General features: G+C 66.7%; 38 protein-coding genes. 8 read left to right on the top strand and 30 right to left on the bottom strand.

Features of this window, described 5'->3' with window-relative positions:
* Positions 1-8: 8 nt before the first annotated feature.
* The 8 genes from PX554_RS19975 to PX554_RS19940 form a co-directional block, all read right to left on the bottom strand.
* Entirely contained in the window at positions 9-233 is a 225-nt protein-coding gene (locus tag PX554_RS19975) for a hypothetical protein (RefSeq protein WP_275504238.1), read from the bottom strand.
* Positions 234-236: 3 nt separating this feature from the next.
* Positions 237-446 carry a PRTRC system protein C gene (locus PX554_RS19970; RefSeq protein ID WP_275504237.1) on the bottom strand — a complete coding sequence of 70 codons (210 nt, stop codon included), beginning with the start codon at positions 444-446 and terminating at the stop codon, positions 237-239.
* Positions 447-505: 59 nt separating this feature from the next.
* Positions 506-940 carry a PRTRC system protein E gene (locus PX554_RS19965; protein ID WP_275504236.1) on the bottom strand — a complete coding sequence of 145 codons (435 nt, stop codon included), beginning with the start codon at positions 938-940 and terminating at the stop codon, positions 506-508.
* Positions 941-977: 37 nt separating this feature from the next.
* Positions 978-2,621 carry a PRTRC system ParB family protein gene (locus PX554_RS19960; protein WP_275504235.1) on the bottom strand — a complete coding sequence of 548 codons (1,644 nt, stop codon included), beginning with the start codon at positions 2,619-2,621 and terminating at the stop codon, positions 978-980.
* A gap of 192 nt (positions 2,622-2,813) precedes the next feature.
* Positions 2,814-3,107, bottom strand: a complete 294-nt coding sequence (locus tag PX554_RS19955) for a hypothetical protein (protein ID WP_275504234.1) — start codon at positions 3,105-3,107, stop codon at positions 2,814-2,816.
* Positions 3,104-3,658, bottom strand: coding sequence for a hypothetical protein (locus tag PX554_RS19950; protein WP_275504233.1), 555 nt, complete (start codon positions 3,656-3,658; stop codon positions 3,104-3,106). Before PX554_RS19950 ends, PX554_RS19955 begins: the two co-directional genes overlap by 4 nt.
* A complete protein-coding gene (locus PX554_RS19945) occupies positions 3,655-3,849 on the bottom strand; it encodes a hypothetical protein (protein ID WP_275504232.1) in 195 nt (64 codons plus the stop codon). Before PX554_RS19945 ends, PX554_RS19950 begins: the two co-directional genes overlap by 4 nt.
* Positions 3,836-4,795: a KOW domain-containing RNA-binding protein gene (locus PX554_RS19940; protein ID WP_275504231.1), complete on the bottom strand. Its 960-nt coding sequence runs from the start codon at positions 4,793-4,795 to the stop codon at positions 3,836-3,838. The genes PX554_RS19945 and PX554_RS19940 overlap by 14 nt, the downstream gene beginning before the upstream one ends.
* Before the next feature lie 350 nt (positions 4,796-5,145).
* Here PX554_RS19940 and PX554_RS19935 point away from each other — a divergent pair, with 350 nt between their 5' ends.
* The gene (locus PX554_RS19935) at positions 5,146-5,529 is read left to right on the top strand and encodes a nuclear transport factor 2 family protein (RefSeq protein WP_275504230.1); all 384 of its coding nucleotides are present in this window, start codon (positions 5,146-5,148) and stop codon (positions 5,527-5,529) included.
* An 86-nt stretch (positions 5,530-5,615) separates the two neighbouring features.
* On the opposite strand, the gene PX554_RS19930 is transcribed toward PX554_RS19935, so the two are convergent.
* From PX554_RS19930 to PX554_RS19870, 13 genes are all read right to left on the bottom strand, one after another.
* Positions 5,616-6,149 carry an AAA family ATPase gene (locus PX554_RS19930; RefSeq protein ID WP_275504229.1) on the bottom strand — a complete coding sequence of 178 codons (534 nt, stop codon included), beginning with the start codon at positions 6,147-6,149 and terminating at the stop codon, positions 5,616-5,618.
* Positions 6,146-7,030: a hypothetical protein gene (locus tag PX554_RS19925; protein ID WP_275504228.1), complete on the bottom strand. Its 885-nt coding sequence runs from the start codon at positions 7,028-7,030 to the stop codon at positions 6,146-6,148. The genes PX554_RS19930 and PX554_RS19925 overlap by 4 nt, the downstream gene beginning before the upstream one ends.
* 28 nt (positions 7,031-7,058) lie before the next feature.
* Positions 7,059-7,853: an N-6 DNA methylase gene (locus PX554_RS19920; protein WP_275504227.1), complete on the bottom strand. Its 795-nt coding sequence runs from the start codon at positions 7,851-7,853 to the stop codon at positions 7,059-7,061.
* A 123-nt stretch (positions 7,854-7,976) separates the two neighbouring features.
* Positions 7,977-8,177, bottom strand: coding sequence for a hypothetical protein (locus PX554_RS19915; protein WP_275504226.1), 201 nt, complete (start codon positions 8,175-8,177; stop codon positions 7,977-7,979).
* Between the two features lie 146 nt (positions 8,178-8,323).
* The gene (locus tag PX554_RS19910; RefSeq protein ID WP_275504225.1) at positions 8,324-8,686 is read right to left on the bottom strand and encodes a DUF3768 domain-containing protein; all 363 of its coding nucleotides are present in this window, start codon (positions 8,684-8,686) and stop codon (positions 8,324-8,326) included.
* A 140-nt stretch (positions 8,687-8,826) separates the two neighbouring features.
* A complete protein-coding gene (locus PX554_RS19905) occupies positions 8,827-9,414 on the bottom strand; it encodes a hypothetical protein (protein ID WP_275504224.1) in 588 nt (195 codons plus the stop codon).
* A 121-nt stretch (positions 9,415-9,535) separates the two neighbouring features.
* Positions 9,536-10,441: an ArdC family protein gene (locus PX554_RS19900; RefSeq protein WP_275504223.1), complete on the bottom strand. Its 906-nt coding sequence runs from the start codon at positions 10,439-10,441 to the stop codon at positions 9,536-9,538.
* A 158-nt stretch (positions 10,442-10,599) separates the two neighbouring features.
* Positions 10,600-10,794, bottom strand: coding sequence for a hypothetical protein (locus PX554_RS19895; protein ID WP_275504222.1), 195 nt, complete (start codon positions 10,792-10,794; stop codon positions 10,600-10,602).
* Positions 10,795-10,900: 106 nt separating this feature from the next.
* Positions 10,901-11,389 (bottom strand): hypothetical protein, encoded by a 489-nt coding sequence (locus PX554_RS19890; RefSeq protein WP_275504221.1) that lies wholly within the window; start codon positions 11,387-11,389, stop codon positions 10,901-10,903.
* Positions 11,328-11,579 (bottom strand): type II toxin-antitoxin system Phd/YefM family antitoxin, encoded by a 252-nt coding sequence (locus PX554_RS19885; protein ID WP_275504220.1) that lies wholly within the window; start codon positions 11,577-11,579, stop codon positions 11,328-11,330. The genes PX554_RS19890 and PX554_RS19885 overlap by 62 nt, the downstream gene beginning before the upstream one ends.
* Positions 11,580-11,841: 262 nt before the next feature.
* On the bottom strand, positions 11,842-12,315 hold the full coding sequence (locus PX554_RS19880; RefSeq protein WP_275504219.1) for an HAD family hydrolase: 474 nt from the start codon (positions 12,313-12,315) through the stop codon (positions 11,842-11,844).
* 81 nt (positions 12,316-12,396) lie between these two features.
* Entirely contained in the window at positions 12,397-12,588 is a 192-nt protein-coding gene (locus PX554_RS19875) for a hypothetical protein (protein WP_275504218.1), read from the bottom strand.
* A 477-nt stretch (positions 12,589-13,065) separates the two neighbouring features.
* Positions 13,066-14,115, bottom strand: coding sequence for a deazapurine DNA modification protein DpdA family protein (locus PX554_RS19870; protein ID WP_275504217.1), 1,050 nt, complete (start codon positions 14,113-14,115; stop codon positions 13,066-13,068).
* A gap of 109 nt (positions 14,116-14,224) precedes the next feature.
* Here PX554_RS19870 and PX554_RS19865 point away from each other — a divergent pair, with 109 nt between their 5' ends.
* Positions 14,225-14,494 carry a hypothetical protein gene (locus PX554_RS19865; protein WP_275504216.1) on the top strand — a complete coding sequence of 90 codons (270 nt, stop codon included), beginning with the start codon at positions 14,225-14,227 and terminating at the stop codon, positions 14,492-14,494.
* Positions 14,495-14,500: 6 nt separating this feature from the next.
* Here PX554_RS19865 and PX554_RS19860 read toward each other — a convergent pair whose 3' ends face one another.
* Positions 14,501-15,808: a hypothetical protein gene (locus PX554_RS19860; protein WP_275504215.1), complete on the bottom strand. Its 1,308-nt coding sequence runs from the start codon at positions 15,806-15,808 to the stop codon at positions 14,501-14,503.
* A 361-nt stretch (positions 15,809-16,169) separates the two neighbouring features.
* On the opposite strand from PX554_RS19860, the gene PX554_RS19855 reads away from it, so the two are divergent.
* On the top strand, positions 16,170-16,649 hold the full coding sequence (locus tag PX554_RS19855) for a hypothetical protein (RefSeq protein ID WP_275504214.1): 480 nt from the start codon (positions 16,170-16,172) through the stop codon (positions 16,647-16,649).
* Between the two features lie 11 nt (positions 16,650-16,660).
* Here PX554_RS19855 and PX554_RS19850 read toward each other — a convergent pair whose 3' ends face one another.
* From PX554_RS19850 to PX554_RS19825, 6 genes are all read right to left on the bottom strand, one after another.
* The gene (locus tag PX554_RS19850; protein ID WP_275504213.1) at positions 16,661-17,173 is read right to left on the bottom strand and encodes a thermonuclease family protein; all 513 of its coding nucleotides are present in this window, start codon (positions 17,171-17,173) and stop codon (positions 16,661-16,663) included.
* Positions 17,170-17,355, bottom strand: a complete 186-nt coding sequence (locus tag PX554_RS19845; RefSeq protein ID WP_275504212.1) for a hypothetical protein — start codon at positions 17,353-17,355, stop codon at positions 17,170-17,172. The genes PX554_RS19850 and PX554_RS19845 overlap by 4 nt, the downstream gene beginning before the upstream one ends.
* Positions 17,356-18,121: 766 nt before the next feature.
* Complete coding sequence (locus PX554_RS19840) at positions 18,122-19,339, bottom strand: replication initiator protein A (protein WP_275504211.1); 1,218 nt, start codon at positions 19,337-19,339, stop codon at positions 18,122-18,124.
* A 157-nt stretch (positions 19,340-19,496) separates the two neighbouring features.
* Complete coding sequence (locus PX554_RS19835) at positions 19,497-20,567, bottom strand: ParB/RepB/Spo0J family partition protein (RefSeq protein WP_275504210.1); 1,071 nt, start codon at positions 20,565-20,567, stop codon at positions 19,497-19,499.
* A gap of 32 nt (positions 20,568-20,599) precedes the next feature.
* The gene (locus PX554_RS19830; protein WP_420833471.1) at positions 20,600-21,805 is read right to left on the bottom strand and encodes an AAA family ATPase; all 1,206 of its coding nucleotides are present in this window, start codon (positions 21,803-21,805) and stop codon (positions 20,600-20,602) included.
* 263 nt (positions 21,806-22,068) lie between these two features.
* Positions 22,069-22,908, bottom strand: a complete 840-nt coding sequence (locus tag PX554_RS19825; RefSeq protein ID WP_275504209.1) for a hypothetical protein — start codon at positions 22,906-22,908, stop codon at positions 22,069-22,071.
* Positions 22,909-23,232: 324 nt separating this feature from the next.
* On the opposite strand from PX554_RS19825, the gene PX554_RS19820 reads away from it, so the two are divergent.
* The 5 genes from PX554_RS19820 (at position 23,233) to PX554_RS19800 (ending at position 25,729) form a co-directional block, all read left to right on the top strand.
* Complete coding sequence (locus tag PX554_RS19820) at positions 23,233-23,478, top strand: hypothetical protein (RefSeq protein WP_275504208.1); 246 nt, start codon at positions 23,233-23,235, stop codon at positions 23,476-23,478.
* Positions 23,459-23,797, top strand: a complete 339-nt coding sequence (locus tag PX554_RS19815; protein ID WP_275504207.1) for a hypothetical protein — start codon at positions 23,459-23,461, stop codon at positions 23,795-23,797. The genes PX554_RS19820 and PX554_RS19815 overlap by 20 nt, the downstream gene beginning before the upstream one ends.
* Positions 23,798-23,812: 15 nt before the next feature.
* Positions 23,813-24,931, top strand: coding sequence for a site-specific integrase (locus tag PX554_RS19810; protein WP_275504206.1), 1,119 nt, complete (start codon positions 23,813-23,815; stop codon positions 24,929-24,931).
* A 76-nt stretch (positions 24,932-25,007) separates the two neighbouring features.
* Complete coding sequence (locus tag PX554_RS19805) at positions 25,008-25,271, top strand: type II toxin-antitoxin system VapB family antitoxin (RefSeq protein WP_275504205.1); 264 nt, start codon at positions 25,008-25,010, stop codon at positions 25,269-25,271.
* A complete protein-coding gene (locus PX554_RS19800; RefSeq protein WP_275504204.1) occupies positions 25,268-25,729 on the top strand; it encodes a type II toxin-antitoxin system VapC family toxin in 462 nt (153 codons plus the stop codon). The genes PX554_RS19805 and PX554_RS19800 overlap by 4 nt, the downstream gene beginning before the upstream one ends.
* 123 nt (positions 25,730-25,852) lie before the next feature.
* Here the strand turns inward: PX554_RS19800 and PX554_RS19795 are convergent, their stop codons facing one another.
* Both PX554_RS19795 and PX554_RS19790 read right to left on the bottom strand, forming a co-directional pair.
* Positions 25,853-26,353 (bottom strand): RES family NAD+ phosphorylase, encoded by a 501-nt coding sequence (locus PX554_RS19795; RefSeq protein ID WP_275504203.1) that lies wholly within the window; start codon positions 26,351-26,353, stop codon positions 25,853-25,855.
* Between the two features lie 3 nt (positions 26,354-26,356).
* Positions 26,357-26,707 carry an MbcA/ParS/Xre antitoxin family protein gene (locus tag PX554_RS19790; RefSeq protein ID WP_275504202.1) on the bottom strand — a complete coding sequence of 117 codons (351 nt, stop codon included), beginning with the start codon at positions 26,705-26,707 and terminating at the stop codon, positions 26,357-26,359.
* Positions 26,708-26,789: the final 82 nt, after the last annotated feature.

The raw sequence follows: 26,789 nt of genomic DNA, 5'->3' as shown, positions 1-26,789 counted from the left end.
CCGCAAAGTCAGCCGAGCGGCGCGAGCCGCAATCCGGAGGGTGGCGCGAGCGGCTCGGGCGTTTCGCCCCTGTCATGGGCGGGATCGGCGAGGATCCGCGCATGAAGCGACTGGGCCTGTCGCGAGCAGGCGGGAGGGGTGGAACCGGTACTGTCGCCATCGTCGGACTCGATCCATTCGAGGAGGGATTTGCGGGGTTCGGGCGGGATGGCCGCTCTGTTGCGGCGTGCCACGGGTCAGCTGCCCTTGGTGCCGACAGCGCGCCGATATTCGGTGACGTGGGTCGTGCCGATCACGCCGGCATCGGCCATCTCGGCATTGAGGATCGCCGGATAGAGCGTCGCATGATAGGCGCGAAGCCCGGCCCGGTCGCCGGCGAGATGCGACGGCACCGGAAGCTCGATGCCGTCGTAGCGGTAAACTGGAGTCAGAACATTGATCTGCATGGGAATGCCTTCCGGCTGAGGGTCATGGAAGAGGTCGATCGGAGGGAAGATCGGCGAGGTCATACCCACAGGCTGGCGGGCTCCTCCGGCTTGGCATCGGCCGGCGGGCCGCTCGGGGTCGGGGCCTTCGCAGGCGTGGCGGGCGTGGTCTTCTTGGCGAGCGCCGCCGCGGCCTTGGCCTTCATCGACTCCGCTGCGGCGGTCTTCGCGGTTTCGGCCGCCTGCCGCTGCTCCTCGATCTGGTCGGCGAGCGTCCTGCGCGCGGCGATGAGCTGGCCGAGCGCGCCCTCCGGCCCGCGGCCGAGCTCGGCGTCGATCTCCGCGGCGGTTCCCGTGATCGCGATCGGCCGGGCCTCGCCGGGTTCGAGCTTGCGGTCGGCGCCTTCCACCTTGCGCGGCAGGATCGTCAGGGTGACGCTGTCCTCGGGGCCGGCAACGAGATCGATGCCGAGCGAATAGCATTTGATGAGGGGGAGCAGGCTGGAAATCAGCATGATGGTCGTCCTTTGTCTGTAGGAGCGGGGAAGCGGGTCAGGCGGCGAGTTCCGCAATCGGAGCGTCGGTCTGCCGGGAGACATCGGCCGGGGCCGGCGGCGGGCCGTATGTCCCGTCGAGGGCCATGGCGCTCGGCAGCCGCCCGGCCCAATCGAACCCGAGCGCGGCGAGCATGCTGCCGACAAGCTCGGCCTTCTTGCCGCCGAGCCGCTTGGCGAACGCCTGGTCGCCCATATGCGCGATGAGGCCGACCTCCCGGGCGATGAACTTGAGTTCTTCCTTGGTGAACTGCTCGAGGAAGACCTTGTCGACCTGCCAGCTGTCGCGCAGGTCGACCCCGAACGCCCTGGCGAGGTCGGCGACATGCTCGAAGCTGGCGACGTCCTTGGCATAGGCCGCGCCGATCGCGGAGAGCACCGTCGCGCCCTGGCCGTCCGGCAATTCGCGGATCGCCGCGATCTTGCCGCCATAGTCGAGGTCCGGAAACGAGGCATCGACCAGCAGGCCCGCGCGCGCCGTCAGCGTGTCGGGCTTGATCTGCGAGAGCGTGCCCGACATCGCCGCGACCAGGATCGCGGTTCGGGCGTGTTCGGCATTTCCCGCCAGCGCCCGGGCGAGCGCGGTACGCCAGGTCGCTTCGCGCAGCTCCCTGGTCCGGCCCGCGATCGATTTGGCGGTGACGGCCGACTTGGCGGCGCCCGCCGCGGAACCGGCCGGGGTCGACGCCGCGGACGCAGGCTTGCCCTTCGTGCCGGCGGACGCGGCATCGCCTGTCGCCGGCGCCGGATCGTCCTGCGCTGCCATGGTGTCGAGGTCGGCGTTGTCCTCCTCATCGTCTTCGCCATCGTCGGAGGGAAGCGCGTCGGCCGCTGCCGCCTGCGCGGCGCGCTCCTGCTCCTCGCGGCGGGCCTGCTCGACCGCTTCGGTCTTGAGCTGGAAGCAAGCCGCATTGGTGCAATAGCCGTCCTCCACATGGGTTTCGAACAGGACGCGCTGGACGCCCGAGTTGAACGCGCAGGCCACGCATTCAGCCTTGTCGAAGCAGGCGGTCGCCAGGCTTTGCGTGACCTTGGCGAGCAGGTCCCGGGTCTTGCCGACGTCAAGGCCGGCGCGCAGGATCGTCTCGAGCGCCTTGTCCTGCTTGTCCCTGGGGACGGCGGCGAGCAGCTCGGCATGGCCCACCTTGATGCGGCGCTCGTCGAGCGCGGTCTTGACCGGCTCGGACAGTTCGGCGAGCGCGAGGCGGCGATCGAGCTTCGCCCGCGACCAGCCGAGCCGCCGGGCGGTTTCGGCGCGGTCGCCATGGCATGCCGCCAGCCGGCGGGCCGCTGCATCCGCCTGTTCCGTTTCCGACGCGTCGTCGCGATTGTCGTTCTCGTCGATGGCGGCTTCGAGCGCCTCCTGGTCGGTCATCTCGCGGATGAACACCGGGATCGCGCCGTCAGGACCGAAGGCTTCGAGGGCCGCCCTGAAGCGGCGCTCGCCGGCAACGAGGGTGTAGGTGTCGCCATCGCCGCCGGGGGTCGGGCGAAGCAGGGGTGGCTGGAGGACGCCGCGCAGGCGCATCGAGACGACCATTTCCTCATGCTTCTGGCGGTCGAAATAGCGCCTGGGATTGTCTCCCGGCCTGATCCTGGACAGCGGCAGCATGGTGGGATGGGGCGGTTCTGGCGTGGTCAAGGGGGATCTCCTCGTGGAATGCGGCAGGTCCGCCCCGTGAAGGGTGAGAGCCGCCTGTTGTCCGAGCCCGATGCTCGCCCTTCCCCTCCCCCTCTCTCCTTCCGCTGCGGCGCGCTCGCGCGCCTGGCGCCGGAGCCGGGAGGACAGGATGTCGCGCGGCGAGGGGACCGGGCGGACGCCGGGCCGACGGGATCAGCGAAAGGCGATGAGGAACTCGACGCGGATCGCGACATTGCGGTGGCCGGGAAAGCGCGCCTCGGCCTGCGGGCTGAAAAAGCAGACGCTGTGGCTGCCGCGCCGGACCGGATCATGGACGTCGTAGCCCGGCCAGTCGGACGGTCGCAGATCGTCGATCGGGTTTTCGGGCCAGTCGCCATCGTCCCGGCCGTCCGAGACGATCAGCACCTGGACCTTGGGATGGCCGAGGTCGGCGATGGCTTGATCGAGGCGAACTACGTCGGGCCGGATCGCGCCGGGCCTGGTCATGCCGCGCCTATGTGCCCGGCGATGATCGCGCGGGTGAGCGGTTCGATCTCGCCGCGATCGGCGGTCTGCGTGCAGTCGCCGGGGAGAACGACAAGGTCGCCCGCTGCCGCACCGCGCTTGCTGATGAAGATCCGCCAGACGTTGCGCCTGATCTCCCCTTGCTCACGCGGCTGCGTGTCGGGATGGAACATGTCGGCCCATTGGCGCCGGTCGGGATCGTCGGAGAGATCGGTCCAGTCACCGAGCATGCCCCAGACGAAAAAGCCGTCTACCTCGGCATGATGTTCGCGGGCCGCGCGGGCCGCCGCCTCCCTTTTGGGCGCGTCGCGCCGCGCCTGGGCCTCGGCCTGTTTCCACTGGAGATCGGCAAGGCCGCGCTCGAGGCCATGGATGACGTCGCCCGCAACGGCTTCCTGCCGCCTCGGCACGAGATAAGAGTGGCCGTTCGTCTCGAGTTGCCGTGCGCCGTAGCGCGCGAGGGTGAGCAGCGCTTGCAGCTCGGTCTTGCTGAGCGTGAGGCGAAGTCCGCTGGTCATGGCTTGGGTTTTCATGGGCGTGCGTCCCTGTGCCAGGGTTTGAGGCCCGCGAGCGGAAGCTTGTGCTCCCGCGCGCTGTGGTGGTTGCCGTCGGCGAAGAAGCCCCAGTGGCCGGTCGAGGAATAGCGCCGGAAGAAGAGCTTCTCCCCCTCCTCGGTCCTGATCCACATGCCGGGCTCGATCGGATATTTCTCACGGCTGTCCATGGACGTGACTCCGCGAGGAGGGGCGCGGCGTTGTCGGATTCGCGAGGGAAAGGACCACCAGCTGCTCGGGCGGCATCAGGAAGGTCGGGGGACAAAGCTCGTCGCCGGTCATGTCGAGGGTGACGAAGAGGCGACCGATGGTCTTAACGCGGACCAGCCCTTCGCGCCCCTCATGGGGTCCGTCCACGACCCGCACCCGGTCGCCCGCGATCGGCGGCCAGAGGCTGCTCGCCGCGCCGTCGACCGGCGCCCAGCGCGCGAGATCGACATTTTCCGCGTTGCACGCCTCGCAGAAATCGCAGTCGTGGACGCTGGCGAGCACCCATTTTCCGGACGGCGTGTCCCAGGTGGCGCAGGCATCGCGGACGATGCGCCCGCCCCCGCAATTGCGGCAGACGACATGCAGCAGCGGCAGCCCGGATCGCGCGGCCTGAAGCGGTTCGGCCATGTCGTCCGTGGGGTCCTGCAGCAGCTCGGCGAGGCAATCGTCGAGCGATTTGCCGGCGATGCTGTCCGCCGTCACGACGATGACCAACCCGCCGATCGCCTCCGGGCGATGTTCGGCCTGCGTCGGTGCATAGCCGGTGACGATGGCGAGATGATCGAGCGTCGCCGAGCGCCGGACGATGTCCAGCAGGATATGCTCCCAGGAGAATCCTTCGAGGTCGAAGACCAGATGCGATCCGCAGCCGAGCGCAAGATCGAGGCTGTCGCCGAGCAGACGAAGCACGGCGGGCGAGAGGCCCCGGGTTTCGCGGATGGCGCCGTGCAGCTCGGCGAGCGTGAGCACGAGCTTCTCGCGCATGCCCGTCCAGCTGTGGAAATGGATCCTGTCGCCCTCGATCCGGTGATCGAACATGGTGGCGAGGAGCAGCCGCTCGATCGGCGTCAGGTCCTGCGCGGGAATGGCCGGGAGAATGACAATGCTGGTCTGGAAGTCGGTCATGATGGTGTCCTTTCATCGTTCCGCCATGCTCATCCCCCCTTCCCTTCCTCCCCGGCGCGTCAGCGCCTGGCGCACATCGTGGGCCGCGCCGGGCGCGTGCGGTTTTCCTTGTCCGTCGGGTCGGAAGCAGGTTCGCCCGGGCAGGCGCGAGACGGATATCCGCATGATCCATTCGGCTTGACCGGCGCGATCGGCCGCGGCCATAGGCGAGCAATGGTCAATCCGATTCCGCAACGAGCCTATTATCGCCGCGTCTGAAACGCGGCTCGGATCGACCATGATTCATCGAGACCGCCAGGCTGGCGAATTTCGATGAGAGACGTCGGCCTGGCCTTTTTCAGGAACCAGGCATGACGAGTATCGAACTTTGCGAACACTATCTGGCCGGCTTGAACAGCGGCGATCTGGATGCCGTTCTGGCGCTCTTTACGCCGGACGCGCAGGTGTCGTCTCCCCTCTACGGCGTGCGCGACGCGCGGTCGTTCTATACTGATCTGTTTGCCGACACGGAGCGATCGGAAACGCAGCTGCTCAATGTCTTCGACACGTCGAGCGGCGGCCCGGCCATCGCCCTGCATTTCGAATATGACTGGACGCTCGGCAGCGGCAAGCTCGTCAAATTCGAATGTGTCGATGTTTTCGAGCTGACCGAGGATGCGCAGCGCTTCCGGAAGATCACGATCATTTACGACACGGCCCATCTGCGCGCGGACTTCGAGGCGAGCAGCCGGTAGCATGGGATGCGCGTTGCGCCGGGAGCGATTGACTTCCGCGCAACGCGCGATCGCCGGGGATCGCGGGCCGTCGTGCCATGTGCGCGTCAAAGCACCTGTTTCAAGGCATCGACGACGATGTCGGCGCGTTCGGCGAAGGTGATCCTGGGCAGCGCCTCGATGTCGTAACCGAGCGACGCGAACGCGATCAGCAGCCTGTCATATTCCTCGATCGCGTCCTTCAATCCGTGCTGCCGGTCGAGATCGCTGACATAGATCTCCGGCCAGGGCGGAGTCAGGAACACGCGCCGGTTGTAGCGTTCCGCGGAATAGGTTTTCAAAGCTGGCCGACCGGTCGCATGTTCGAGCGCCGCTGCGGCATCGATCAATCCCCAATCGAAGAACACCGGGCCCGGTATGTGCCGCGCCCGGTCCCGATCGCGCAGCGCCATGTCAACGGCGCGTGTCGCGAACGCCGCGAGATCGACCCAGGGCAAGGCCAGTCCCGAACCGCCAAGTTCTTCCGCGACGATGCGCCGGCCGGGTTCTTCGACGACCGCATAGCCGCGCCGCGCCAGTTCCAGGATCAGCGTCGATTTGCCGCCGCCCGAGCATCCCGAAATGACAATAAAGCGGTTCAAGATTCCTCCTCGCCGAACCGGTCGAGAACCCCCTGGATGTCGCACTGCGCCTGCTCGAGCCGCCGCACCGCCTCGGGCAGGTCGGTGCAGTCCTCCGGGCCGGACAGTTCGATCATCAGGAAGGTGAACAGCGTGTCGTCGCAAGCGCGGACCTCGTCGAGCGTGGTCACATGCGCGAAGTCGCCGCCGCCGAACACAGCTGCGCACTGGCGCTGGAAGCTGTTGAACATGGCGGTGTCCTGTTGCGGGAGAACCGGATCGGCGGGAAGCGAGAGGATCGTGAGGAACGGCGCTTCGACCAGCTCGACCTTCTGCACGCGCTCGCGCGGGGTCATGTCGAGCCGGACATAGAAGCCGAACCGGCCTTGGCGGATGATCTCGCCTTCCCGTCCCTTGAAACGGTCGCCGCCGATGCGCGATCGTTCGATGATGCGCACGCGCGCGCCGACCGCGGGCTCCAGCGGCGCCGGTGGCCGTTCGACGGCCTGCCAGTCGCAGAGCGCGTCGCTCTCGGCGCCGCAATCGTCGCAGGTCGCGTTGTCGAACATGCCGGTCAGCGTCCAGTCCTGCAGGTCCTGGTCCCAGCGGACGGTCGCGTTGCGGCTGACATCCTCGCTGCCGCAGATCCGGCACACCGGCTTGACCGGCGCGCGGCTCGCCGTGGCGCCCGCCTCGTAGCCGAGGTCCGCGAGCCCGGCGAGGAAGCGGTTGGTGTCGGTCATCATGCCGACCGCGTGGACCACGGCCGCGTAGCGGGCACGGGCGGCTTCGGACGGGAACTCGTGCTCCTCGGCGGTCATCAGGCTGTGATATTCGCGGGCGAGCGTGGGGCCGCTTGCGCGCAGCACGTCGGCGAAGATCTGGATATGGCGGATACGCATGACGTCGATCCTCTCATCGGGGCTGGGGCTAGAACAGGCTGAGCTGGGAAGGAGCACGATAGGGTTCGGGTTTGCCCCGAGGCGCGGCCGGCGGAGGCTCCGCCACTGGCGGAAGCGGTGCGACGGGGCCGCGCGTCGCCTCGCGCTTGGCGAGCTTCGCGTTCCAGCCGCCGAGGATATGCGCCGGCGTGTACCAGTTCTCGCGCGTCTCCAGCGACAGCGAGTTGCCGACGACGACATGCGCGGGGATATGGAGCAGCGAGAATTGCAGATAGGCCATGTGGACCGCGCGCGGGTCGATATCGACGGCGGTCACATGGAGATGTCGCTGGTAGTTGATTCCCTGCGCATGAAGCGCGTCCGCCAGCGCGATGACCATGGCGCCGGCGCCGCAGGCGGGTTCCATCCCGGAGATGAAGCCCTTTTCCTCGATCAGCGTCTTCGCGCTGTCGCCGCCGCCAAGCGTCATCGCCGCCATCGTGCGGCAGAGCGAATAAGGCGTGAAGAATTGCCCGCGCACGGTGTTGGCGACGCCGAGCTCGCCGAAAACGAGGCCGAGCACGTCTCGGTGCTCCTCCTCGAGCGCGAGCGCCAGTTCGGCCAGCACGCGGGGAAACATCTCGACGGTTTCGCGATCGTAGCGCCCGACGATCTCCATGTAGCGGGCCTCGCGCGCGTCGCGCTGGCGCAGGTCCACCGCGTTGGAGATGGCGATGGCGGCGGTTTCCATGCAATCGGAGAACAGCCGGTGGATGTCATGACGATATTGGGCGGATTGCAGGAGCTTGCAGATCGCCTTGATGGGATCGGATGGCACAGCCATGGCGCGGGTCGTCCTGTGAAGGCGCAAGGCACGCGGCACGGCCGGCCCGGGGGCGACGGCCGGCCGCGACAGGCGCGGGCGATGGAAAGGCGGCTCAGCCGCGGGGGATGCGGGCGAAGCGGATCAAGGGTCGGTGCAGGTGGCCTTCAGCGCTTCCCGGAAGCGTCTGAGCGCAACGCTCGCCGCGAACGCCTTGGGCCGGTCGCGCGCAACGATGGCGTTCCATTCGGCCTGGGCGCCGGCAAGGCCGGAACGGTCATGGGCGGCGATGAGCGCGGCCACCGCACGGTCGGCCCAGTTGTCGGGCCGCGCGGAAGGGATCATGGCGGAGGTCTCCTGAAACGGAAATGGCACCGGCATGGATCGGGCCGGCTCGCCTTTCCCTTCCCCCTTTCCTCCTGGGCGCCCGGTGGCGCGCGGCCATCGGCCGCTGGCCGGACCTGCTGTGGATCGGGCGCCGGTGCGGCAGTTCAGTCTTCGCCGCAGAGCATGATCGTGATGACACGCACGGTGCACGCCGCATCGGCCGGATCTTCCGAGCCGAACCGGAGCGTCGGGTCGTAATAGTCGATCCGGAAGCGCAGCCGGTGGCCGTCGATCGTGAATTCGGCGCGGTCGCGTTCGGGCGTATCGCCGCTGAACCGGGCCTGCCGCAGCGCCATGAGCAGACGGGCGCGCGCCCAGACCCGCTGCAACTGCGTGTCGTCGGGCGCCAGCGCCGCGACGCAGGCCGGCGTCACGACATGCCGGACGGTGCGGTCGAAGGCCCAGCGGGCATTGTCGTTGAGGATCGCGATCCGCTCGGCGCGCGAGGGAGCGTTGGAAGAAGCCATGATGCGTCTCCGTCGTGGGTGGCAGGGAAGGAAGGCATGGGTTCGCGCGGCCGCGACGAGCGCCCGGGGAAACGTCTTTTCGAGAAGGAGGTGGCGGAACCTGCGTTCAGGCTCCGCCCGGGTGCATATGCCGGCGCAGCTCAGGCCGTGCCGATGGTCTTGAGTGCGGTCTCGATCGCCTTTCGCGCGTCTTCGGTACGTTCGTTTTCCTCGTCCATCCGGGCGATGATCGGCAGGAGATGGGGTCGTTGCTGGTTGAGCCAGGCGCGGGCGTCGTCGCCATCGACATAGCATTCGAAGCCGACCGGATCGCGCTCCGTGCCGGCGATCGAGATATAGTCGAACATCCTCTGCAGCTCGGTATTCTGTTCGGCCATATGAAGCGCGACAGAGTCGGCCGGATAGTCGCCGCCCCATTCGCATTGCGCCAGCTCGAGGATATCCTGCTCGCTCGCCTGGGCGAACCAGGGGGCGGCATCGAAATCGACGTCGATGCGGTAGTCGTCGCTGTGCGCCGACGCCTGAACCTTGATGTCGAGCCTGGCCGTCGAGCCGGAGCTGTCGGCAAGATGGTCCTTGTCGACCCATTCTCCGCCCATCGGCAGGGTCGAGCTAGCCTTACGGCGGTCATCGAAGACCGCGAGGTCTTCACAAGCGATATCGACCCACCGTTGGGCGCCGGACCAGAACAAGGCGCGGTCACTCTGGTTGCGGACGAGCCATGTCATACTATTTCCTCTCAAGGGGCATTGGTGCGGACATCCACGTCGTTCCCCACGTCGATGGATGTGGCTTGACCAGGCTCAAATGCCGAAGCCTGGCCGTGATCGCGGGGAGCCGGCTGGATCGTCAGACGGCGCGGGCGAGTCGATCGGATTGCTGGCCGTGCATCCAGTCGGCCGCCTGCTGCGCCTTGCTCGCGGCCGCGAAGATCGCGCGGGGGTCGTCTTTGAGCGAGCGTAGCCAGGAAGCGATATAGGCGGCATGGTCCGGGCGCGGATGGTGGGCGATGCCGAGGTCGGCGAGGATGAACGCCGCCGTCAGATCGGCGCAGATTTCTTCGAGAGCGCGCCCGGCCCGATCGAACCGCTCCTCGAAATTGCGGGCAAGCCGGTGCTTTGCCCCGGTCGCGTGCGCGGCCTCGTGGATCAGCACGCCGGCATGATGCGCGGGGCTGCGGAACGCCGCGAAGGGCGGCATGAAGATCCGGTCCTGCGCGATGCGGTAGTGCGCTTGATGGTCGCCGACCTCGAGCGGGATGCGCAGCGCCGCGAAGAAGGCGTCGACCTGGCCGAGCCGGGCGCGGTCCGGCAGCACCGCGGCCGGGCCGGGCGCATAGCCGTCGACCTGGGCGAGGTTGAACAGGGTGAAGGCGCGGCCGAAGACTCGGGCCTTGCCCGGCTGGTCGTCATGATCGTCGTGCGACGCCGCCTCCTTCCAGAGAATGACGGTGGTGCCGTGCTCGCCCTTGCGGACCTGGGCGCCGGCGGCTTGCCACTGGCGATAGGTGCCCCATTGGCCGCTCCCGTAGCCGTGCAGCGTGGCGGCCGCCCAGAGGAGGAGCACGTTTACGCCGCGATAGCGTTTGCGCGAGCTGAAATTCTCGGGCCGCGTGATGGCGGCGCCGTCATGATGCCAGGGCATGCGCAAGCTGCCCGCGCCCGCCTCGATCGCGGCGACGATCTCGGCGGTGATGCGGGAATAGACATCGGCGTGGTTTGGGGCATGGACTGCCGGGGGACGGGATCGGGACATGGCGGTGCTCCGCTGACGGGCGGAGCGAACATGACGCGCTCCTTCAGCCCGCCACCGCCCTCCCCCTTCCCTTCGCTGCCCGCCGCCACCCCTCGGGTGGCGGGACGCTGCCTCGCGTGCGGTTCGGTCCGATCGCTGAACCTGGGTTATGGCGTGCCCTATTGCGTGGGAATGTCGAGTTCGTCCGCGAGGCCGAGATCCCTCAACCGCTGATGATCCTCGATGCGGACGATCTCATAGTCGTCGGATCGCCAGTCGAAATCGCCCCTGCGGACGTCGCCGAGCGTTGCCCAGTCCCCGTCGGGCCAGACCGCGATGTCGTCGCCATGATAGGGGCGTGTTGTATCGGACATGGAACCGTCTCCTCATTGCCTGCCCCGATCACTCCCCCCTCCCCTCTCCTGCTCCATGCCGGCAGCGGCCCCGCCGCTTGGCGAGACGGGGCGAACAGGGGGCGGGTCAGGCGTTTCGGTCGATCGGGCGGCCGATCGCACCGGCGACGATCGCATCGCGGATGCGGCGAAACAGTCCCGCCGGCAGGAAACCGTAGCTGACGCCGGGTCCGCCCTTCTTGACCGGCCGGATGTCGTAGCCGGGCCAGGTGAAGCGATTCCATTCCGAGACGATGATCCAGGATCGTTCGGCCGTGAGGCCCAACTGGCGGCGCACCGCGTCCGGCACCTCGATCGCATGCTGGTCCCTCGCCGGCGGCGTGGTCGTCATGGGAACGACGAGAACATCATCGAAGCCGTCGGCCGAGCGGGTGACGATCACCACCGCCACGGGGCGGTCCTTGATGCCCTCGTCGCGGCCGGCGCGATATTCGTACTCCCAGAGGTAGCTGTAGTTGATGACCTCGCCCGGCTTGGGCAGCATCAGGTCCCGGTCAGGCGTCGTCGCACTCGGGCGCGGGTTCGACGGCCCGGATCGCTTCGAGGGTGTCTTCATCCAGATCCTCCACGCGGCCCGCGACGCGCTCACGGCGGCGCAGGCGGCGATATTCGTCAACGGGGACCATGACGAAGCGCACGCGGCCGTTCCTGCTGACCCCGACCGGGCGGATCATCGCCTCGTCGGAATAGCGCCCGAACTGCTTCTGCAATTCGCCGGACGGAACGATTTCCATGCTTTTCGCCATGGCGGTTTCCAGTCTGTTCGAGCTTCGCGGGTTTCGGAGGACGGATTTCGGCGTGTCGGGATCTTCGGCTGCGTGCGGATTTCGCGGGTTTCCAGGCTTCGACGTGACGCGGGGTTCCGGTTTTCGGCTTGCGATAGCGCCCCGGTAAATAGGGATAATCCGGTAAATCGTCAAGATCGGGAAGTTCCGGTTCACGACGGAGGCGCGTGCGTCGCACGGGCGAAGCCGTCGCGCGATGTCCCTCCGGCATGAGCCCATCGGGCTAGCAGGCCAGCAGGTGGGTGAGTTCGGCCAGCGATGCTCTGGCGGTGACATGGGTGATCCATCGGCCGCCTCGCCCGATCCACAAGGAACGATATTTCTCCCAGTCGTCGATGAGGACGTCGCCGGGATTGCGGATGTGCAGGCTCTTGTCCTTTGACAAACAGGCGATCATCGGCTGCGCTTGGCCGATATGGCGATCGACCCAGGCGCGCTTGTGCGCCGGCGCATCTGCGACTGAAGAGGGCACGCCGGTCAGGATGACCGGACGGAACGGTTCGAGCCCGCGCCAGAGATCGGCGAAGTCGGGCATCGGCGGAAGCCGGGCGTAGAAGCTCTCCACCCGGCAGACCGCCTGCCAGTCGACATTCTCGGCAGCGATCGACGGGCGGGTGCCGAGCATCTGTTCGTAGCCGCTGTCGAAATCGGCGAGCACGCCGTCCATGTCGACGAAGATGGTGGGGAAGTTGGTCATGGAGCCTCTCCTGGGAGCAGGACGGCGCTCAAATCGGGACCATGGCCGATCCCCGGAGGGACCGGCCCGGCCGGGCAGCGCCTAGAAATGATCGCCCGCGGCAATGCTGGCAACCCAGTCGGCTGCCTCGTCGAACTCGGCATCCTCGTCCTTGACCAGCGCCGCCAGGGCGGCGGCGGCGTCGCGGCCGAGATGTCCGAGACGTTGAAGCCCGGCGAGCAGGATCGGGGCAAGCGCCTCGGCGTCGGCGGTGTTGATGGTGTCGATGGGCATTGCGGTTCTCCATATGTGCTCAGAGTCGCCGCCGCGTCGAGCTTCCGCGGCATGATCGCCGGGGATTCCCTTGGGCGGCACACCGCCCTCCCCCCTTCCCTCCGGCAGCGGCGGCGCCGAGCCGCCTGGTCGCGGACGGCCGGTCGATCGGTGCACAAGCTACCCGTCAGGACCGATAGCCGGCTGGTTCGAGCTGGAGGATGCGGCAGGTGCCGAAGCCGGCGTGGGACCGGTAGGGTGGCGCGCGTTGCGGCGGGGCGGCCTGTCTGCGTCAGAAGCCCGCTTGCGCGCAGAAGCGGTAGAGCTGCTGGACGCGGGGATCGTCCGGCCCGAGCTTCGCGCGCGCGGCCTCACTGTGCGCCGCGTCGCGGACGCCAAACATGGGCTCTTACAGGCAGGCGCCGACATCTCGGCACTGGATGGGGAATATGACAGGGCGCTGGAGTGGGTGCTCGGCCATCAAGCGCCATAGCGCGATCAACTATTTTCGGTTGGCTGGTCCTGATCGCTGTCCGCCGCCCACTGCGCGATCCATCCTTCGGTAATCTGGTCGGGGCCGATCTCCCCCGTCTCGATCAAGGCTCGTATCTCCTCGCGCGCGCCGGCAAGCGCGGTTTCCCAAGGAGAAAGGGCTGCCAGCGGCAAGGACAGCAACAGCTCGTGCTGGAATCCTGCCTTCCCCAGTTCGAGGCGCCGCAACTGCGTGCCGGTCCAGCGATCCATGTGATCGGCAACGAAGGCGTCGGTCTTGGATTGCCCTCGGGCATGGGCCTCGCGCCTCGCCGCGACGCCGAATGCGGCCGAATCGATGCTGGCCACGCGCCTCGCCAGTGGCGCGAGCCAGCCGAGCGCGAGCCCTTTCACCCCGAACAGGTGGAGCCTGATATCGTCCGGCAAGGCGCGATCGAGCGCGCTCAGCACGGCGAGCAGCCCTTCGGAACCGTGGATCGGCCGTCGGCACATCGAGCCGACCCCGAGGGTCATGCCGGGGCGCAGAAGCCCGTGCATCCGGTCCAGGCAGCGCAGATAGTCGCCTGGCTCCCTTCCCTGCAGGACGGGCATGAAGCTCGCGGCGTTGCCGGCATCGAGCGCGCGCACATGACAGGCATGGTTGAGCGCGACGGTGCGCGCGATCCGGTCGAGCACCTCATCGCGGTTCCGCGCGATCTCTTCCTCGACACACAGGTCGAGGCTCGCCCAGCGTCGGAACGGATGGCTCGCGGCGAGCGCCACATAGTCGTCGACCGACCAGGGCAGCCCGCGATAGCGCGAGGCGAGCACGAACCCGGCGGAATCGAGATCGATCGACACCAGCCCGGCGGCATTGGCGAGGGATTTGAGGTTCCAGCCGCGCCAGACGGGATAGCCGGCGCTGCGATCCCAGCACGAGAAGGCGTTGGCCGAGACGAGCACGGGATAACGGCGGTGGCGAGCGCGCTCGAGCAACGCGCCGCTGCGCAGATGCGGCAGCCCGACGATGATCTCGATGTTCGGGATGTCGCCCAAAGGGCGTGCGGGTTCGTGCATGGCGGGCTCCGGCGGTATTGCCGACGCGCCGGATCCTGCGCTCTCCCGCTTGCAACCGCCGGCCTGATGGCGCGTAGTGGAAGCATCGGGTGGAGAAGCTGGAGGCCGGTTGGTACAGCGAATGTCGGTGGTCGATTTCGAGAACTGGGCAGCGCTCTATGCGGCGACGGCCCTGTGTTGCCTGATGGCAGCGCTCGCTGCGGGGATCGCGGTCGGCGTCGAGCTCTATCGCGAGCGTGCCTGGACGCAGCTTGCCAGCGTGCGCGGAGCGATCGCTTTCGTGCCGCGGACCTGGTGGCGCTGGCAGCGCCGCTATTTGCTGGCGACGCCGATGATCCTCGCGATCGTCACGGCGTTCGGCGTCACGCTCGACTGGTGAGGCGCATCAGCCGCTTCGCTGGAGGCCGAGCGCGGTATCGAGACGGCCGGGAAGCTCGCCGTTTTCCAGTTGTCCGGCGTCGATGGTGACGATCGGTGCGATCATCGCCATGCGCGGATGCGTGATTGCCTTGGTCTTCTCATAGTCTTCAGTATCGAAGCCGAGCGCCTCGACGATCACGCTGTCCATCGCGCCGGTTTCCCGGGACAGGGTTTCGACCAGAAAATCGGGGCGGCAGCTGCCGAGCGGCGTCAGCGTGTCGAACGCCGGCTTGACGATGCGGCAATCATGGCCCGCCTGGTCGAGCCGCCGTTGGTAGCGCAGCAGCGCCAGCGCGGTCGCCCGCTCGAACGCCGAGTCCACCGGCACGAACCGCCGGCCCGAGCAGATCGGCTGCGCATAGGCGCGTAGCGCGCTGTAGCCCCTGGCCTCGGGCAGCTTGCCGACGACAATCAGCGCCAGATAGGGGCCGGCGACCCGGACACCATGGACTGAGGGCGAGACAACCTGCGTCGCGACCGGGATCGGATCAGAGCCCGCGGCGATCACCTGCTGGCCGCGCACCTCGTCGGCGAACACCAGCAGGAAGCCCTGTGGTTCGTGCCCGCGCGGCCAGCTTTTGGCCTGGTCGCGCAGTCCTGCGAACACTCGCCGGCTGTGATAGGCCCGTCCGTGCGTCCACAGCACCCGCGCCAGCGCGATCCCGGGCGCGACCTCGATATGCTCGGCGGCGGCCATGATGGCGCTGAACTCGGTGGCGATGCTGCGCTCAGGCGCATCCTGGGCGAGCGGCGGCAGGACGTTGCGCGCCGAGACGTCGAGCAGCCGCCAGAGCAGCCGGGCGAGGCGCGGAACCGAGCAGCTGTGCACGCGGTGATCGGCCGCGTCGGCGACGGGCTGCTGCGCGAGGCGCCAGGGAGCGGGTTTGAGCACCGAGAAGAAGCCGTCGGGCCGCTCCAGCGCGGTTTCGTGGCCTTCGACGTCCTCCTGGGTCCTGATAACCTGTTCGCGATGGAATGGGCAGCTCTCGCGATGCTCGGGCCGCTTGGCGGCGGTCAGGCGGCGCAGATAATAGGTTTCGCTTTCGCTGAGATAGGCGGGTGTCAGGATCGGCGGATTACACTCGCTCCCGAGACAGTCGCAGGCAATCCATTTCTCGCCGATCCGGGCTTGCTGCACGAGGACGATGCTGGCGGCTTCCTCCTGTCGGCCCCCCTCCCCCATATACCAGCGCACCAGCGCGGCGCGCACGGGTTCGGGCACCGCGATCCGGTCGATCGACCGGCCGTTGGAATATCGCTCGATCAGCCACATCGAACCGCAAACCTCCCTGGCGCGCGGTCGGCTTGCGGTTCGACCAAAGGGCACGCGTTTTGCCGTGCGGGAGAAGGCGGCCGATCGGAAGCCTGTCTTCATCCCCGGGCGCCGTCATCATCGCGGGACAGGACCATGTCCGTCAAGCCGTTCGCGCGACTATGCGTTGCCCCCTTTGGTCACGGGGCGATATCGGCGGTTAGCCCGGTGGATTGCTATCCCCAATGATAGTAACCGGATACTTGCGAACATGCGGCCCCGAGGTCGATGCATGGCGGTCATGTCAGCACGATGTCCAAAGCTTGTGGGACAGCTTTGTTCATTTTATGTTCGAGGGCACCTCCCCAACCGGAAGAATGCCATGCCCCTGCCCGAAAACGCCTTCGAACCTCTCGATATCGACATCCTCTTGACCGATGCCTCGCTCGATCCGGCACTGCGGCCCGAGCGGCGGGCGATCGCGGCGCTGTCGATCGGCGTCGGGCTGAACGACGCTTTCTATTCGGTGCTTGAGCTCGAGGACGTGCTGATCGCGATCGGCAAGGACGTGCCCGGCAGTCGGTGCCGCCTCGCGACCCTGCTCGGCAATCGCTGCGACGATTATCAGCGGGCGATCTACTATGCGCTGGCCGGGCGCGGCGCGGCGAAGCGGCTCGAGGATCTGGGATGGCTCATCGAGCTTCTCGGGACGCGCAGCGCGGTCGCGCACGAGGCCGTCGAGGCGTCCCATGCCACCAGGGCGCCCCGCTCGCCCTATGTGACCGCCGAGGCGGATGGCCCGGTTGGCGCGTTTCCAGCTCGGTTCGCGCTTGGCCCCGACTGGAGCAGTCGCCGGGACTGAACGCGGCCGGGTCACTGACGCTTCTCGCAGGCCAGCCGTTCGCCCCGGCGCCAGCGTGCCGGATCGACCCACCGGCCCACGAACGCGCCGCGCTTTGCCGCCAATGCGCGCCTGTAGGCATCCCGATAGCGCGTGGCCCGCGCGGGATCGTCGCGAAGATAGTCCGGCCGGGCGATTGCGAAGCCTGCTTCGATCATGGCGAGCCCGACGTCGCGGCCGGCGACGCTTGCCGTGACGACCGGGCGACCGTGGCTCGCTTCCGGTCGCAAGACGATCGCGGTGTCCCGGTCGCGCAACAGCCGGGCCAGATAGTCCTGGGCCTGCTTGCCACAGGCTTGGCATTGGCCCGGGCGCGGCTCGCACCGCTGACGCCGTTCGAACGCATCGATGCCTGCAATCCGCAGGTTGATCGCGATCGTGTCGCCATCGAGCGACCGGGCGCGTGCGGAGAGGCTCTGGGCGGTCGCGGTGCCGATCGGGAGGAGCGCGGCCGCAAGCATGGCAAGGAAGAGAATGCGCTTCATTCGGCAAAGCTTAGCATGATTTGATCGGTCGGCTTGGGCGTTGTCGTGACGCGGAAGGGCTGGATGGCGATGCCCGTCCTGACGATGACAAGCTGGCGGTCGCCGGCCTCCGAACGCCGGCAGGCATATTCATGGGCCCGGGCGAAGCCGTTGAGACGGGCGGTCGGGCTGAGTTGGTGCAACATCGGTCGGGATCCGTATCGGAAGAGACATAGGGACCGGCGGATTATTTCCTTCGGCCGCCAAGCTCCCTCCCCCTTCCCTTGTGGCCGGCTCGCAGAGCCGGGGTGCTGGGGCTCGAAGAGTGTTCGATGTGGTAGGATCGAACGGTTGTTTGTCAGACGGCGGTGCGCGGTAGAGCCAGTCCCCCTCCGTTGGTCTCCCTTTCAGTCGAGGGGGCTGGACGGCCGACATGAGATTTGCTCAGTTCTCTATATGTTCTTTCGGTCGATTGGATGCGATTGCGGGCTGCGGACGGCGACAATTCGGGGCGCGGGTTGCGGTAAAGCGCCCTTTTCTCCCCTTTCCCTAAAATGAAATGATCTCTGGGAGGGTTAGAATAGGTTTATTGAAGAGTTATGGAGTTAAGGGGCGCGGCGTTTGCGAGTCGCAAGGCGGAATCCCACGAGTCGCGGATCGATCAGCGTTCCGGAAGTGTCGGGGAATCGTTCCCGAAGTGTCGAACCTGCCGTTCCCGAAGTGTCGATGGCCCGTTCCCGGAAGGTCGAATGAGGTTCCCGAAGTGTCGATGAGCGGTGCGTGGATGGGGTTCGGGCGGGCGGATTGAATCCTTTCTGCGCTCGAAGCGCGAAAGGACGTTCAATTGGCATGGGTTTGGAGGGGATTTGTGGCGTTTCGATTGCGCGGCAGGCAACCGGCCTCCGAGAGACACGACACATCGGGAACGCCTGAGGGGTTTGAGCACGGCACGGCCGGCATGCCATGCGGTCAGCCGCGCAGCGTGTGGCGGTTTTTTTCGTGATAGCGGCGCACGAAGCCGATGAATGCGCTCTGATAGTTGACCGGAGTGCGTGATTCGTCGCCTTCGATATATTCGCGGAACAGCATATGGAGATTTTGATAGTCCCAGCCCGGATATTTGGCCCGCAGGTGGTTCATCGTCTCGTCGGTGATCTCGCCTGCGGTCGCGCGGGTCGCGAGGCTGGTCACCGTCCGGCGGAGCAACCGCGAAACCTCGAGCGAGCTGGCCTGCGGAGCGCCGTCGAGCGCGATCGTTTCGGGCGCGTTCGACGGAGTGGGCGGGGAGGGGGGGGGCGCCGTATCGCCGGCTTCGGGGGCTTTGGCGCGTAGCGATCTGGTCGGCCTGGCGTCGGGTTGCCGGGTCATGCGGAGTTGCGGTTCGCGCTTGCCGGGAAGCTGCTCCATGGCGAGGCTGAAGCCGGGCAGCTCATTGCGCTCCGCGATGCGCGCGATCTCGAACTTGAAGCGCCGATATTGGCCCTCGGCGCCGGACTTCTCGAACAAGGTGGGCAGGCTGATCGCGAAGCCGGCCTCGCCGGCGCCGCCAGCATGTTTGCGTGCGACACGGTAGAGCCAGCGCTCGCGCCCGCCCGAGATCTGGAAATAGGCTCGGTCGATGGCGAGGATGCCACCCTTCATCAGCACGCCCTCGTAGAACCAGTTCGAGAGCTCGATCGTCATGCCGCGTGAGCGCTCGGTGTTCTTGTCTACGAGCTGGTTCCAGCCGTCCAGCCAGGCGAATGTCGCTTCGCGGCGGTTCTCGGCGCGGATATTGGTCTTGACCGTGGTCGAGACGAGCCGGTCGAGGGCTTGACCCAGCAGTTCGTATGCGCGGCCGGTGGTCGGCCGGCCGATTGCGCGCAGGAGGTCGAAGGGCATGAGGTGCAGCTTGCGCGGGATGTCGTTCAAGCCGCGGCGCTGCATGTCGGCGAGGGTAGAGGCGCAATAGATGAGGATGTCGGCGTCCCAGATCGTCGCCATGCCGTAAGTGGGGTTCGCGGAGACATGCACCCAGGCTTGGCCATCGGGGGATAGATAGTCGATCGGTTTTATCCGCTTGCTCTTGGCGAGCGAGAAGAAGGGCCGCTCCATCATCTCGCGCTGATCGCGGAGCGGCAGGTCCTCGATGTAAGGGAGGAAGAGATCGAGCTGGTCGTTGACGTGGGGGCGACTGGGGCGGCTCACTGGACGTTCCGGGGCTCCGTGAGAAGGGGGACGAAAAAGTTTCCTCGAAGAAACTTTTGGGAAGTCGCTCGCGCGATGGCCGGGAAATTTCCGTGACGAAGGCTGAAAAAGTTTCTTCGAGGAAACTTCTGAGGCGCCGCTCGCTCGTCTCCGCACATCATGGCTGCAAGCCGTGCCCCGTCTCGGAAAGATGGGCAAGGGCTTCGCGCAGCGCTGTTACCAGTTCGTCCTCGCTCGCACCCGATCCGGCGTGAAGTCGGATTGTGACGCCCTGACGATTGGCCGACATGATGCTGAGGGCGTCGCGCCCAAACCCGCTCTGGACGACGAATCGATTCGGCGCTGCGCGCGGCGAGGTGGTTGCGGCCAGAAGGCGGCGGATAACTTCCGGGCCCGGGAGCGGCAAGGCGCCCGTCCGCTGGCGGTCGCTTTGCTCGCGGGCGAGCTTCCGGGCGGCCTCGATAACGAGTTTCGCCTTGCCTTTGTCGTCCAATGCCTGGGCCAGGGGATAGGCAGGGGCGAGCTGAACGTCATCGGGGGAGGCGAAGGCAGCGAGTATGCCGTCGGGCAGTTCCGCGACCTTGAGCATCTTGGAAAGCCAGCCTTTCGAGACTTTGAGCCGCTCGACCATGCGGACTTGCTTGCCGCCATAATGGGCATCGAGCGCGGCGCGGTAGTTGCGCGCTCGCTCGATATCGGAGACGTCCTTGCGGGCTCGGTTTTCGATGTCGGCAAGCCGGAAGGCCGCTTCGTCGTCGATTTGGACCACATCGACGAGCAACTGGAACTCGGGGTAATTGTTGGCCCGCAGCCAGCTCACCGAGAAATGGCGCCGCGTTCCGACGATGAGTTCGAGGTCGTGGTCGGGATCGTCTTCAATCCGGCGCGCGACGGCGGCCACGCGCTGTGCGCCTTCGGCGATCAGCGCGTCGATAAGATCGCGGCAATTGTCTTCGGTGAGCCGGTTGTAGATCCGCGCGTTGCCGGACCAGATCTTGACGCGCGCGGGATCGACGAGACGGCGCGCGACCTGCTGGATTTCGCCGCTCGCGAGGCGCGCCAGCGCGGATTCGCGCCCGAGCAGGGTGCTGCCGGCGAGCCTGGCGTTGCGCGGGGGCGGGGAGGGGGCCGCTTCGGTCGCGGGCTCCGCAGCCGCGGGCGGCGTGGTGGGTTGCGGTTCGCTCGACAGCAGGTTGGCGAGATAGGCTCGCTGGTTCTTGCCGGCCATTCTAGCGCCTCGCTCTCATCTCGATGGTGGGATCAGGCCGCTTCATCGACAATCCCTTCTGCATTCGGGGGCGTGACACGGCCCCACGACCGGCGGACGAGCTGCTCGACCTGTCCGAGTGCCTCGTCGAGATTGACGCGGCAGCGCTTGTGGGTCTTGGGCGCGCCGATCGGTTTCTCGAGCTCATAGACGGTCATCATCCGCATCGCCGCATGGCTGATTTCGGCGGATTCGAAGATCGGGACCGGCAACATGGCGGGGCCGAAGGTCTGATCCATGATTTGGCGGACCATTTCGTGGCTGGGGTCGCCCGCACTATACTTTGAGCAGATCAGACGGACAAACTCGTAGCTGACATCGATGTCAGCGCTCTGGAGCTGTGCGACGACCTGTTCCATCATCGAGAGGAACTGGACGGTCGAGCAGAAATCCGGCGTCGTCGCGGCGAGCGGGACGAGAAGGGAATTGGCGGCCTGCATCACCGCGAGGCTGATGGTGCCGAGTGCGGGCGGCGGATCGAGCAGGACGATGTCATAGTCGCGCGCAAGGTCGAACAGGCCGGTTTTGAGCTTGCGGAACCGGGCGGTGAGGACGGATTGGCCATCGGCGCCGGTCGCCGCGAGCTCATATTCGACGTCGAACAGCTCGAGGTTCGAGGGGATGAGGTCGACATTGGGCCAGGGTGTCTTCTGGATGGCGTAGAGCAGGTCGGACTGCGTCGGGTCGATCGAGAGATAGGGATAGAGCGTTTGCTCGCGGCTGACGTTGAAATGCGGATTGAAGCCGAACAATGTGGTGGTGGTCGCCTGGCTGTCGCAGTCGACGACGAGGACGCGATAGCCGCCCACCGCGAGCTTGTGGGCGAGATGGGTGGTGACGGTCGATTTGCCGACGCCGCCTTTGAAGTTTTGGACAGCGATGATCGCTGGCCGATCGTTGGCCCCGCGCCGGGGCGACGCGTCGAGCACTTCGCGCATGTTGAGTACCTGGTCGATCGAATAGCCGGGCCGCTTGCCATTTTCGGGTTCGATCTCGGGCAGGCGTCCGTCTTCTTCGGCCTTGCGGATGCGATTGGGCGAGCAGCCGAGCATCTGCGCGACCTCGGCGATTCCCCAAGTGACATTGAGGGTTTTGCGGGCTTCTGGGAGGATCGATTGCTGCCGCAGCCGTTCGACCATCTTCTCGCCGGCTGAAGCTAGATCGGCGATTCGCGCCGCTTCTGAATTCAATTCGGCCATAAATCCCCGATTTGAAGCCCTTTTGGCGCAAATTGGCGTAAAAGGCTTCAATCGTCAAACCGAACCGCGATCTTGGTGATGCGGCTCGCCCGGGCGATTCTAACAGATCACTTAAAATCAATATGTTATGGTGGTCCATAACCAGCCGCCTGATGTGGACAAATTGGATAGTCGATCTTTCGGGAACGCTTTGAGGGTTGAGGATTGCCCGAATCGGGACTTCGACTTTGGGGAAGGGGCGTCGGAGCGGGCGAGGCGGCAGCTCAACCTGGCCGACGGTTGAGCATCGCGTCGATCGCGGCCATCTCGCGGTCGAAGTCGGCGATCACCGCCTCGAGTTCGGGTGCCGGCTCGGGGACGCTGCGCGGGCGTCCGGCCGGCGCGGCCGCGAACCCGAAATGGACGGCCAGATCGGGCATGACATAGACGCGCCACGAGCCGCGCCCACTGATCTCGCGCACCAGGCCGGCGCTTGCCGCCTTGGCGAGCAGCTTGCCCGCGCCCGAAACCGTGATCTTCAGCGCCTGGGCGGCCTTTTCCGGCGAGAGCACCGGGCGGTGCTGAAGCAAAGCGAGGAGCGGCGTCATCATGCCGGGCCGCCGCTGCGCCGCGATCGTCTGGATCGCCCGCTTTCGGTCGGCCTCGATGGCGTCGAGCCGCTCGCGTCCCTGCGCCGCGATCCGGGCGAGTTGGCGCAGCAGCGCCGTGAGTGTCGCAGCCGCGTCGTGGCGGGGAAACCGGAACGCCTTGGCGCCGGCGACGAGGCAGGGGAGTGGGGAGGCGGTGATTTCCATCCGATGAAGCAGGATGGGCAGATGGAGCCAGGGTGCGGCGCCGCGGTCGGCGCGTGCGAACTGGCGGACGATCTCGAGCGCGCGCACGAGCGTCGGCGCTTCGCTCCAGCTTTCAGGCAGTTCGGCGGAAAACGGCAGATCCTCGCGCCAATGCCGCCCGGCGGCGCTGAGCGACGCCTGCCAGGTGCCGAGCCCATCGAAGGGGTCGGTGAGTGTCTCGCGGCGCGATCGATTGGGTAGCGTGACGTCGGCGGCGTGCGAAAAAACCTCCGCTTCGTCGATTTCGGCGCCCTGCAGCTGGAGTGCCATGCTATAACCCGTCCACGAGGACCGCGAATTCCAGGCCGAACCGACGCAAGTCACGGAAATTCGCGCATCGAGCCGGGCGATCTCGCGCGAAGTTTCTTCGAGGAAACCTGCCAGTCGCGGCGTCCAGGGCACGTCTGTGAGGGCAGGGGTGGGGGGTGGCATCCTGTATTTCTATCCGCTGGAAGGTTTTCCGTCCAGTTTGCTGGGATGCCTAGTGTTGATAATGGATCGTTATCAATACTCTATACAATAGAAGACCTCGATGGTAACGACTGGACGACGCGTGTGCCGGCGCGGTTTGGCGGACTGGAACGGGGACAGGACATGGCGACGCTTCTGCTTCTGCTGCGGCTGCTGAGCACGCTCTGGCTCGTCATCACGGTTGGGCAAAACGGCGCGCGCGCGGATTCGGGTGCCTTTGGCTTTCCCGCCTGGCTAGTCGCGGCGAGTCTCCTCGGCGGCCTGGTCGTGACGCTCGCGCTCATCTGGGAAGCGCCGATCCGCAAATGGTGCGCCGGCGCTGCCGAACGCGATCGCGCAGAGTTCCTCGATGATCGTCGAGGAGGGTGAGGTGCGCGCGGAAGAGTGGCGGATGGACGATCGGATCGCGGTGGAGCAGCTGGCGGCGCTGGTGCGCGACTATGCAAGCGGGCGGGAGAGCGATGTCGCCGCCGGACGCGAAACGCCGCGTCTCGCGGCTTTGCTGGTCCAGAAATATGGGTGGGGCGTTCATGACGCGGCCGTAGCCCTGTTCGGTTCCGAACGTGCGCGGCCGGTCATCGATGCGGCCGATCAGGCGATGGTTTCGATCGATCCCGACTGGCGCCGCCATGATCGCGAGCGTTGGGAAGCCCGGCCGGCGGATCTTGCCAGCGGCTCATCGGCGTAAAAGGATATCGCCGACGTGACCGGGGACACGAAAACCGGAGGCACGGCAACCGATCTTGTCGTCCGCGATGTGCAGGCTCTCGTCGGCACCGCCGCCGTGCTTGATGCGGAGCTGGTCTCCGCGGCCGTGCGGGGCTGGTCGGACAATACCCGACGCGCCTTCCTGTCCGACCTGACGATCTGGAGTGACTGGTGCCGTCGCCAGCGTGTCGATCCGCACGTCGCCGCCGCGAGCGATGTCGCCGCCTGGATTCGCGCGCTCGCCGGCATCGATTCCTCGGTCGAGGAAATCCGCGCCATGGCGACGATCGAGCGCTACATCGTCAATATCGGCTGGGCCTATCGCATGGCCGGGCTCGACGATCCCACCGCCGCGCCGCTGGTCAGGCTCGAGAAGAAGGCGGCGCGCAAGACGCGGGGCGTGGCGCAGCGCCAGGCGCGGGCGCTGCGCTTCAAGGGCGACATCGCCGATTTCGACAGTCCGGCGTCCGGCGTGTGCCTCGTTCATCTCGTCAAAGCCTGTCGGCGCGACCTGCTCGGGCTGCGCGACGAGGCGCTGCTGCGCACCGCTTATGACAGTGCTGGCCGGCGTTCGGAACTGGTGGCGATCGACGTCGCCCATATCGAAGGGCCGGACGCGCAAGGCGCCGGCACGCAGTTCATCCCCAAGAGCAAGACCGACCAGGAAGGGGAAGGGGCTTATGCCTATCTTTCCCCGGCGACGATGCGCGCGATCGCGCGCTGGCGCGAGGCAGCCCATATCGACAAGGGGCCGCTGTTCCGCCGGGTCGAGACGCATTTCGACGGCTCGGTGCGGTCGGTGGGGCGGGAGGCGCTGCATCCCAACTCGATCACGCTCATCTACCGTCGGTTGATCCGCGCGGCGCACGCGAAGAAGCTGCTCGGCGCCATGAGCGAGGCCGAGCTGGAACGCTGGGTCAAGGCGGTGTCGAGCCATTCGATCCGGGTGGGCGTGGCGCAGGACAATTTCGCGGCCGACGAAAGCCTGCCCGCGATCATGCAGGCCTACAGGTGGCGCGATCCCAGGACGGTGATGCGCTATGGCGCGAAGCTGGCGGCGACGAGTGGCGCGAGCGCGCGCATGGCGTCACGATTCTTGTCTGGATCGGAATAGGCCGCGATCTAGCCACAACTGGATTCGGCTAGCCGTTGAACGCATGGCGCCCTATATTACTGGCCGGAGAATCGTCATGTCCCGCGCCGATCATGTCCAGCTCAATGTCCGTTCCGCTTTCGCACATGCGCGGGCGCATGAATTGGCGCGTCGGACGGGCATGACCGCGACGCAGGTGGTCGAAGATGCGCTACGCGGCTATGTCCCGCCTGGCGTAGCAGTGACGGTCGGCAAGCTCGTTCTGCGTGGGCCCATCCTGGTGCGGCCTGCGGGCGGATCCAGTGTCAGCCTCGAGGAGGCCAATGCCGCGCTCGAGGCCGCACGGGAGCGTGACGATTGAAGGCCCAAGCGCTGCTTGACAGTAATGTCGTCATCGCGCTGCTCGCGGAATCCCATGAGTATCACAAGCCGTCGATCGAACTGCTGACGGATGAGCGGCGCGGGGACTTTGCGGTCGCGGCGCATAGTTATGCGGAAAGCTACAGCACCTTGACGCGCCGGGGCGAACGAGGGCCCTTCCGGTTCACTGCGGAGGAGGCCTGGGCGGCGCTCGAAAGTGTTCGTGCCGTGACCGAGCTTGTGGGGCTGACGCCGGCGCAGTCCTTCGACGTGGTCAGGGGCTATGCACAGGGCGGCGGGATCGGTGCGCGACTCTATGATCTTTTGATCGGCGAAGCGGCCGTGGTTCACGAAATCCCGGTCATCGTGACCTGGAACGTGGGCCATATGCGCAGCCTGTTCCCGGACCTGAAGGTTGCGACACCCAAGGAGTTCGCGAGCACGGCCGGGAGGCGCTGATAGAGGGACGATCCGCCGCTTGCGGTGCGGCGGATCCTTGTCTGGTCAGCCGTTGAGCCGGTCCTTGACGGCCTTGGCGAGCGCTCTCCCGCACGAAGGCCGCGCCATTGTTGGATCGCCTGGTCAGGAAAGCCGGTTTTCATCGTCGATGAGCGTGAGGCGGGAAGGCGGCGCCGGCCCCCAGCGCCAGAGGATCAGGTTGAGATCGTCGCCGTCGGCGCCGGGAGCGAAGCTGCGGACCAGCAGGCCATGATAGCCGGTGTCGGCGAGGCGGCGGGCGAAGGTCTGCGTCGGCGCTTCGCCGGTGTTTTTCATGCTGTCGCGCCAGCCCGGATCGGCGAGCGCGGCGGCATCCATGCCTTGCGCCGCGAGCGCGGCCGCGTCGCGGCTGTCGAAGACGTGCTCGATCTGCGCCTCGAGCGAGACGAGCGTCGTGGGCTGGAGTGAGCCGATCTGATTGGCTTCGGTGAGCGCGGTCAGGACTGAGAGCGAGGTATAGAGGGCTGGCACGCCCCTGGCGTTGAAGCGGCCGCCATGGAGCGCGGCCCCGCGGCCGGACAGGGGCTCGCGCGCATAGGCCGGATTGAGCGCCCGGTAGAGCTTGCCTTCATAAGCGAGCGGCACGGATCAGGCGTGGACGCCGGCATCCACGGCATCGATATAGTCGAGAACCTCGTCGGCGCGGCCGTCGCGCACGAGCTGCATGGGCGTCTGCCCTGAGAAACCGGCAAGGGGCTGCGAGCGGTACCAGGCATAGGCCATGATGGCCGAGCCGAAGCGCGGCTCCACCTTGTTGAGGATCTCGACCATTTCGCGCAGGCGCCGCTGGGTCTTGTCCGAGATGATCCGGTCCCGGCGCTGAACAGCGTCCTTGCCGAGGCCGACGGTGCGCGCGACTTCCTCGCTTGTCGTGCGCAGCGCTTGCGCGATCTTGCGCGGCGCGAAGAGGCCGTTGTCGGCATATTGTGCGAGGCCCATAGCCGTGACTCCACGATAAAACCCGTTTATATGACGCTATATGGCGTCATATTAAGCGGCGTTCAAGTTTTCTGACAGCCGA

It is taken from the genome of Sphingomonas pollutisoli, assembly GCF_029167165.1.
Classification (GTDB): Bacteria; Pseudomonadota; Alphaproteobacteria; order Sphingomonadales; family Sphingomonadaceae; genus Sphingomonas; species Sphingomonas pollutisoli.
The sequence above is the reverse complement of the archived record's forward strand: the minus strand, read 5'-3'. Positions and strand labels throughout refer to the sequence as shown.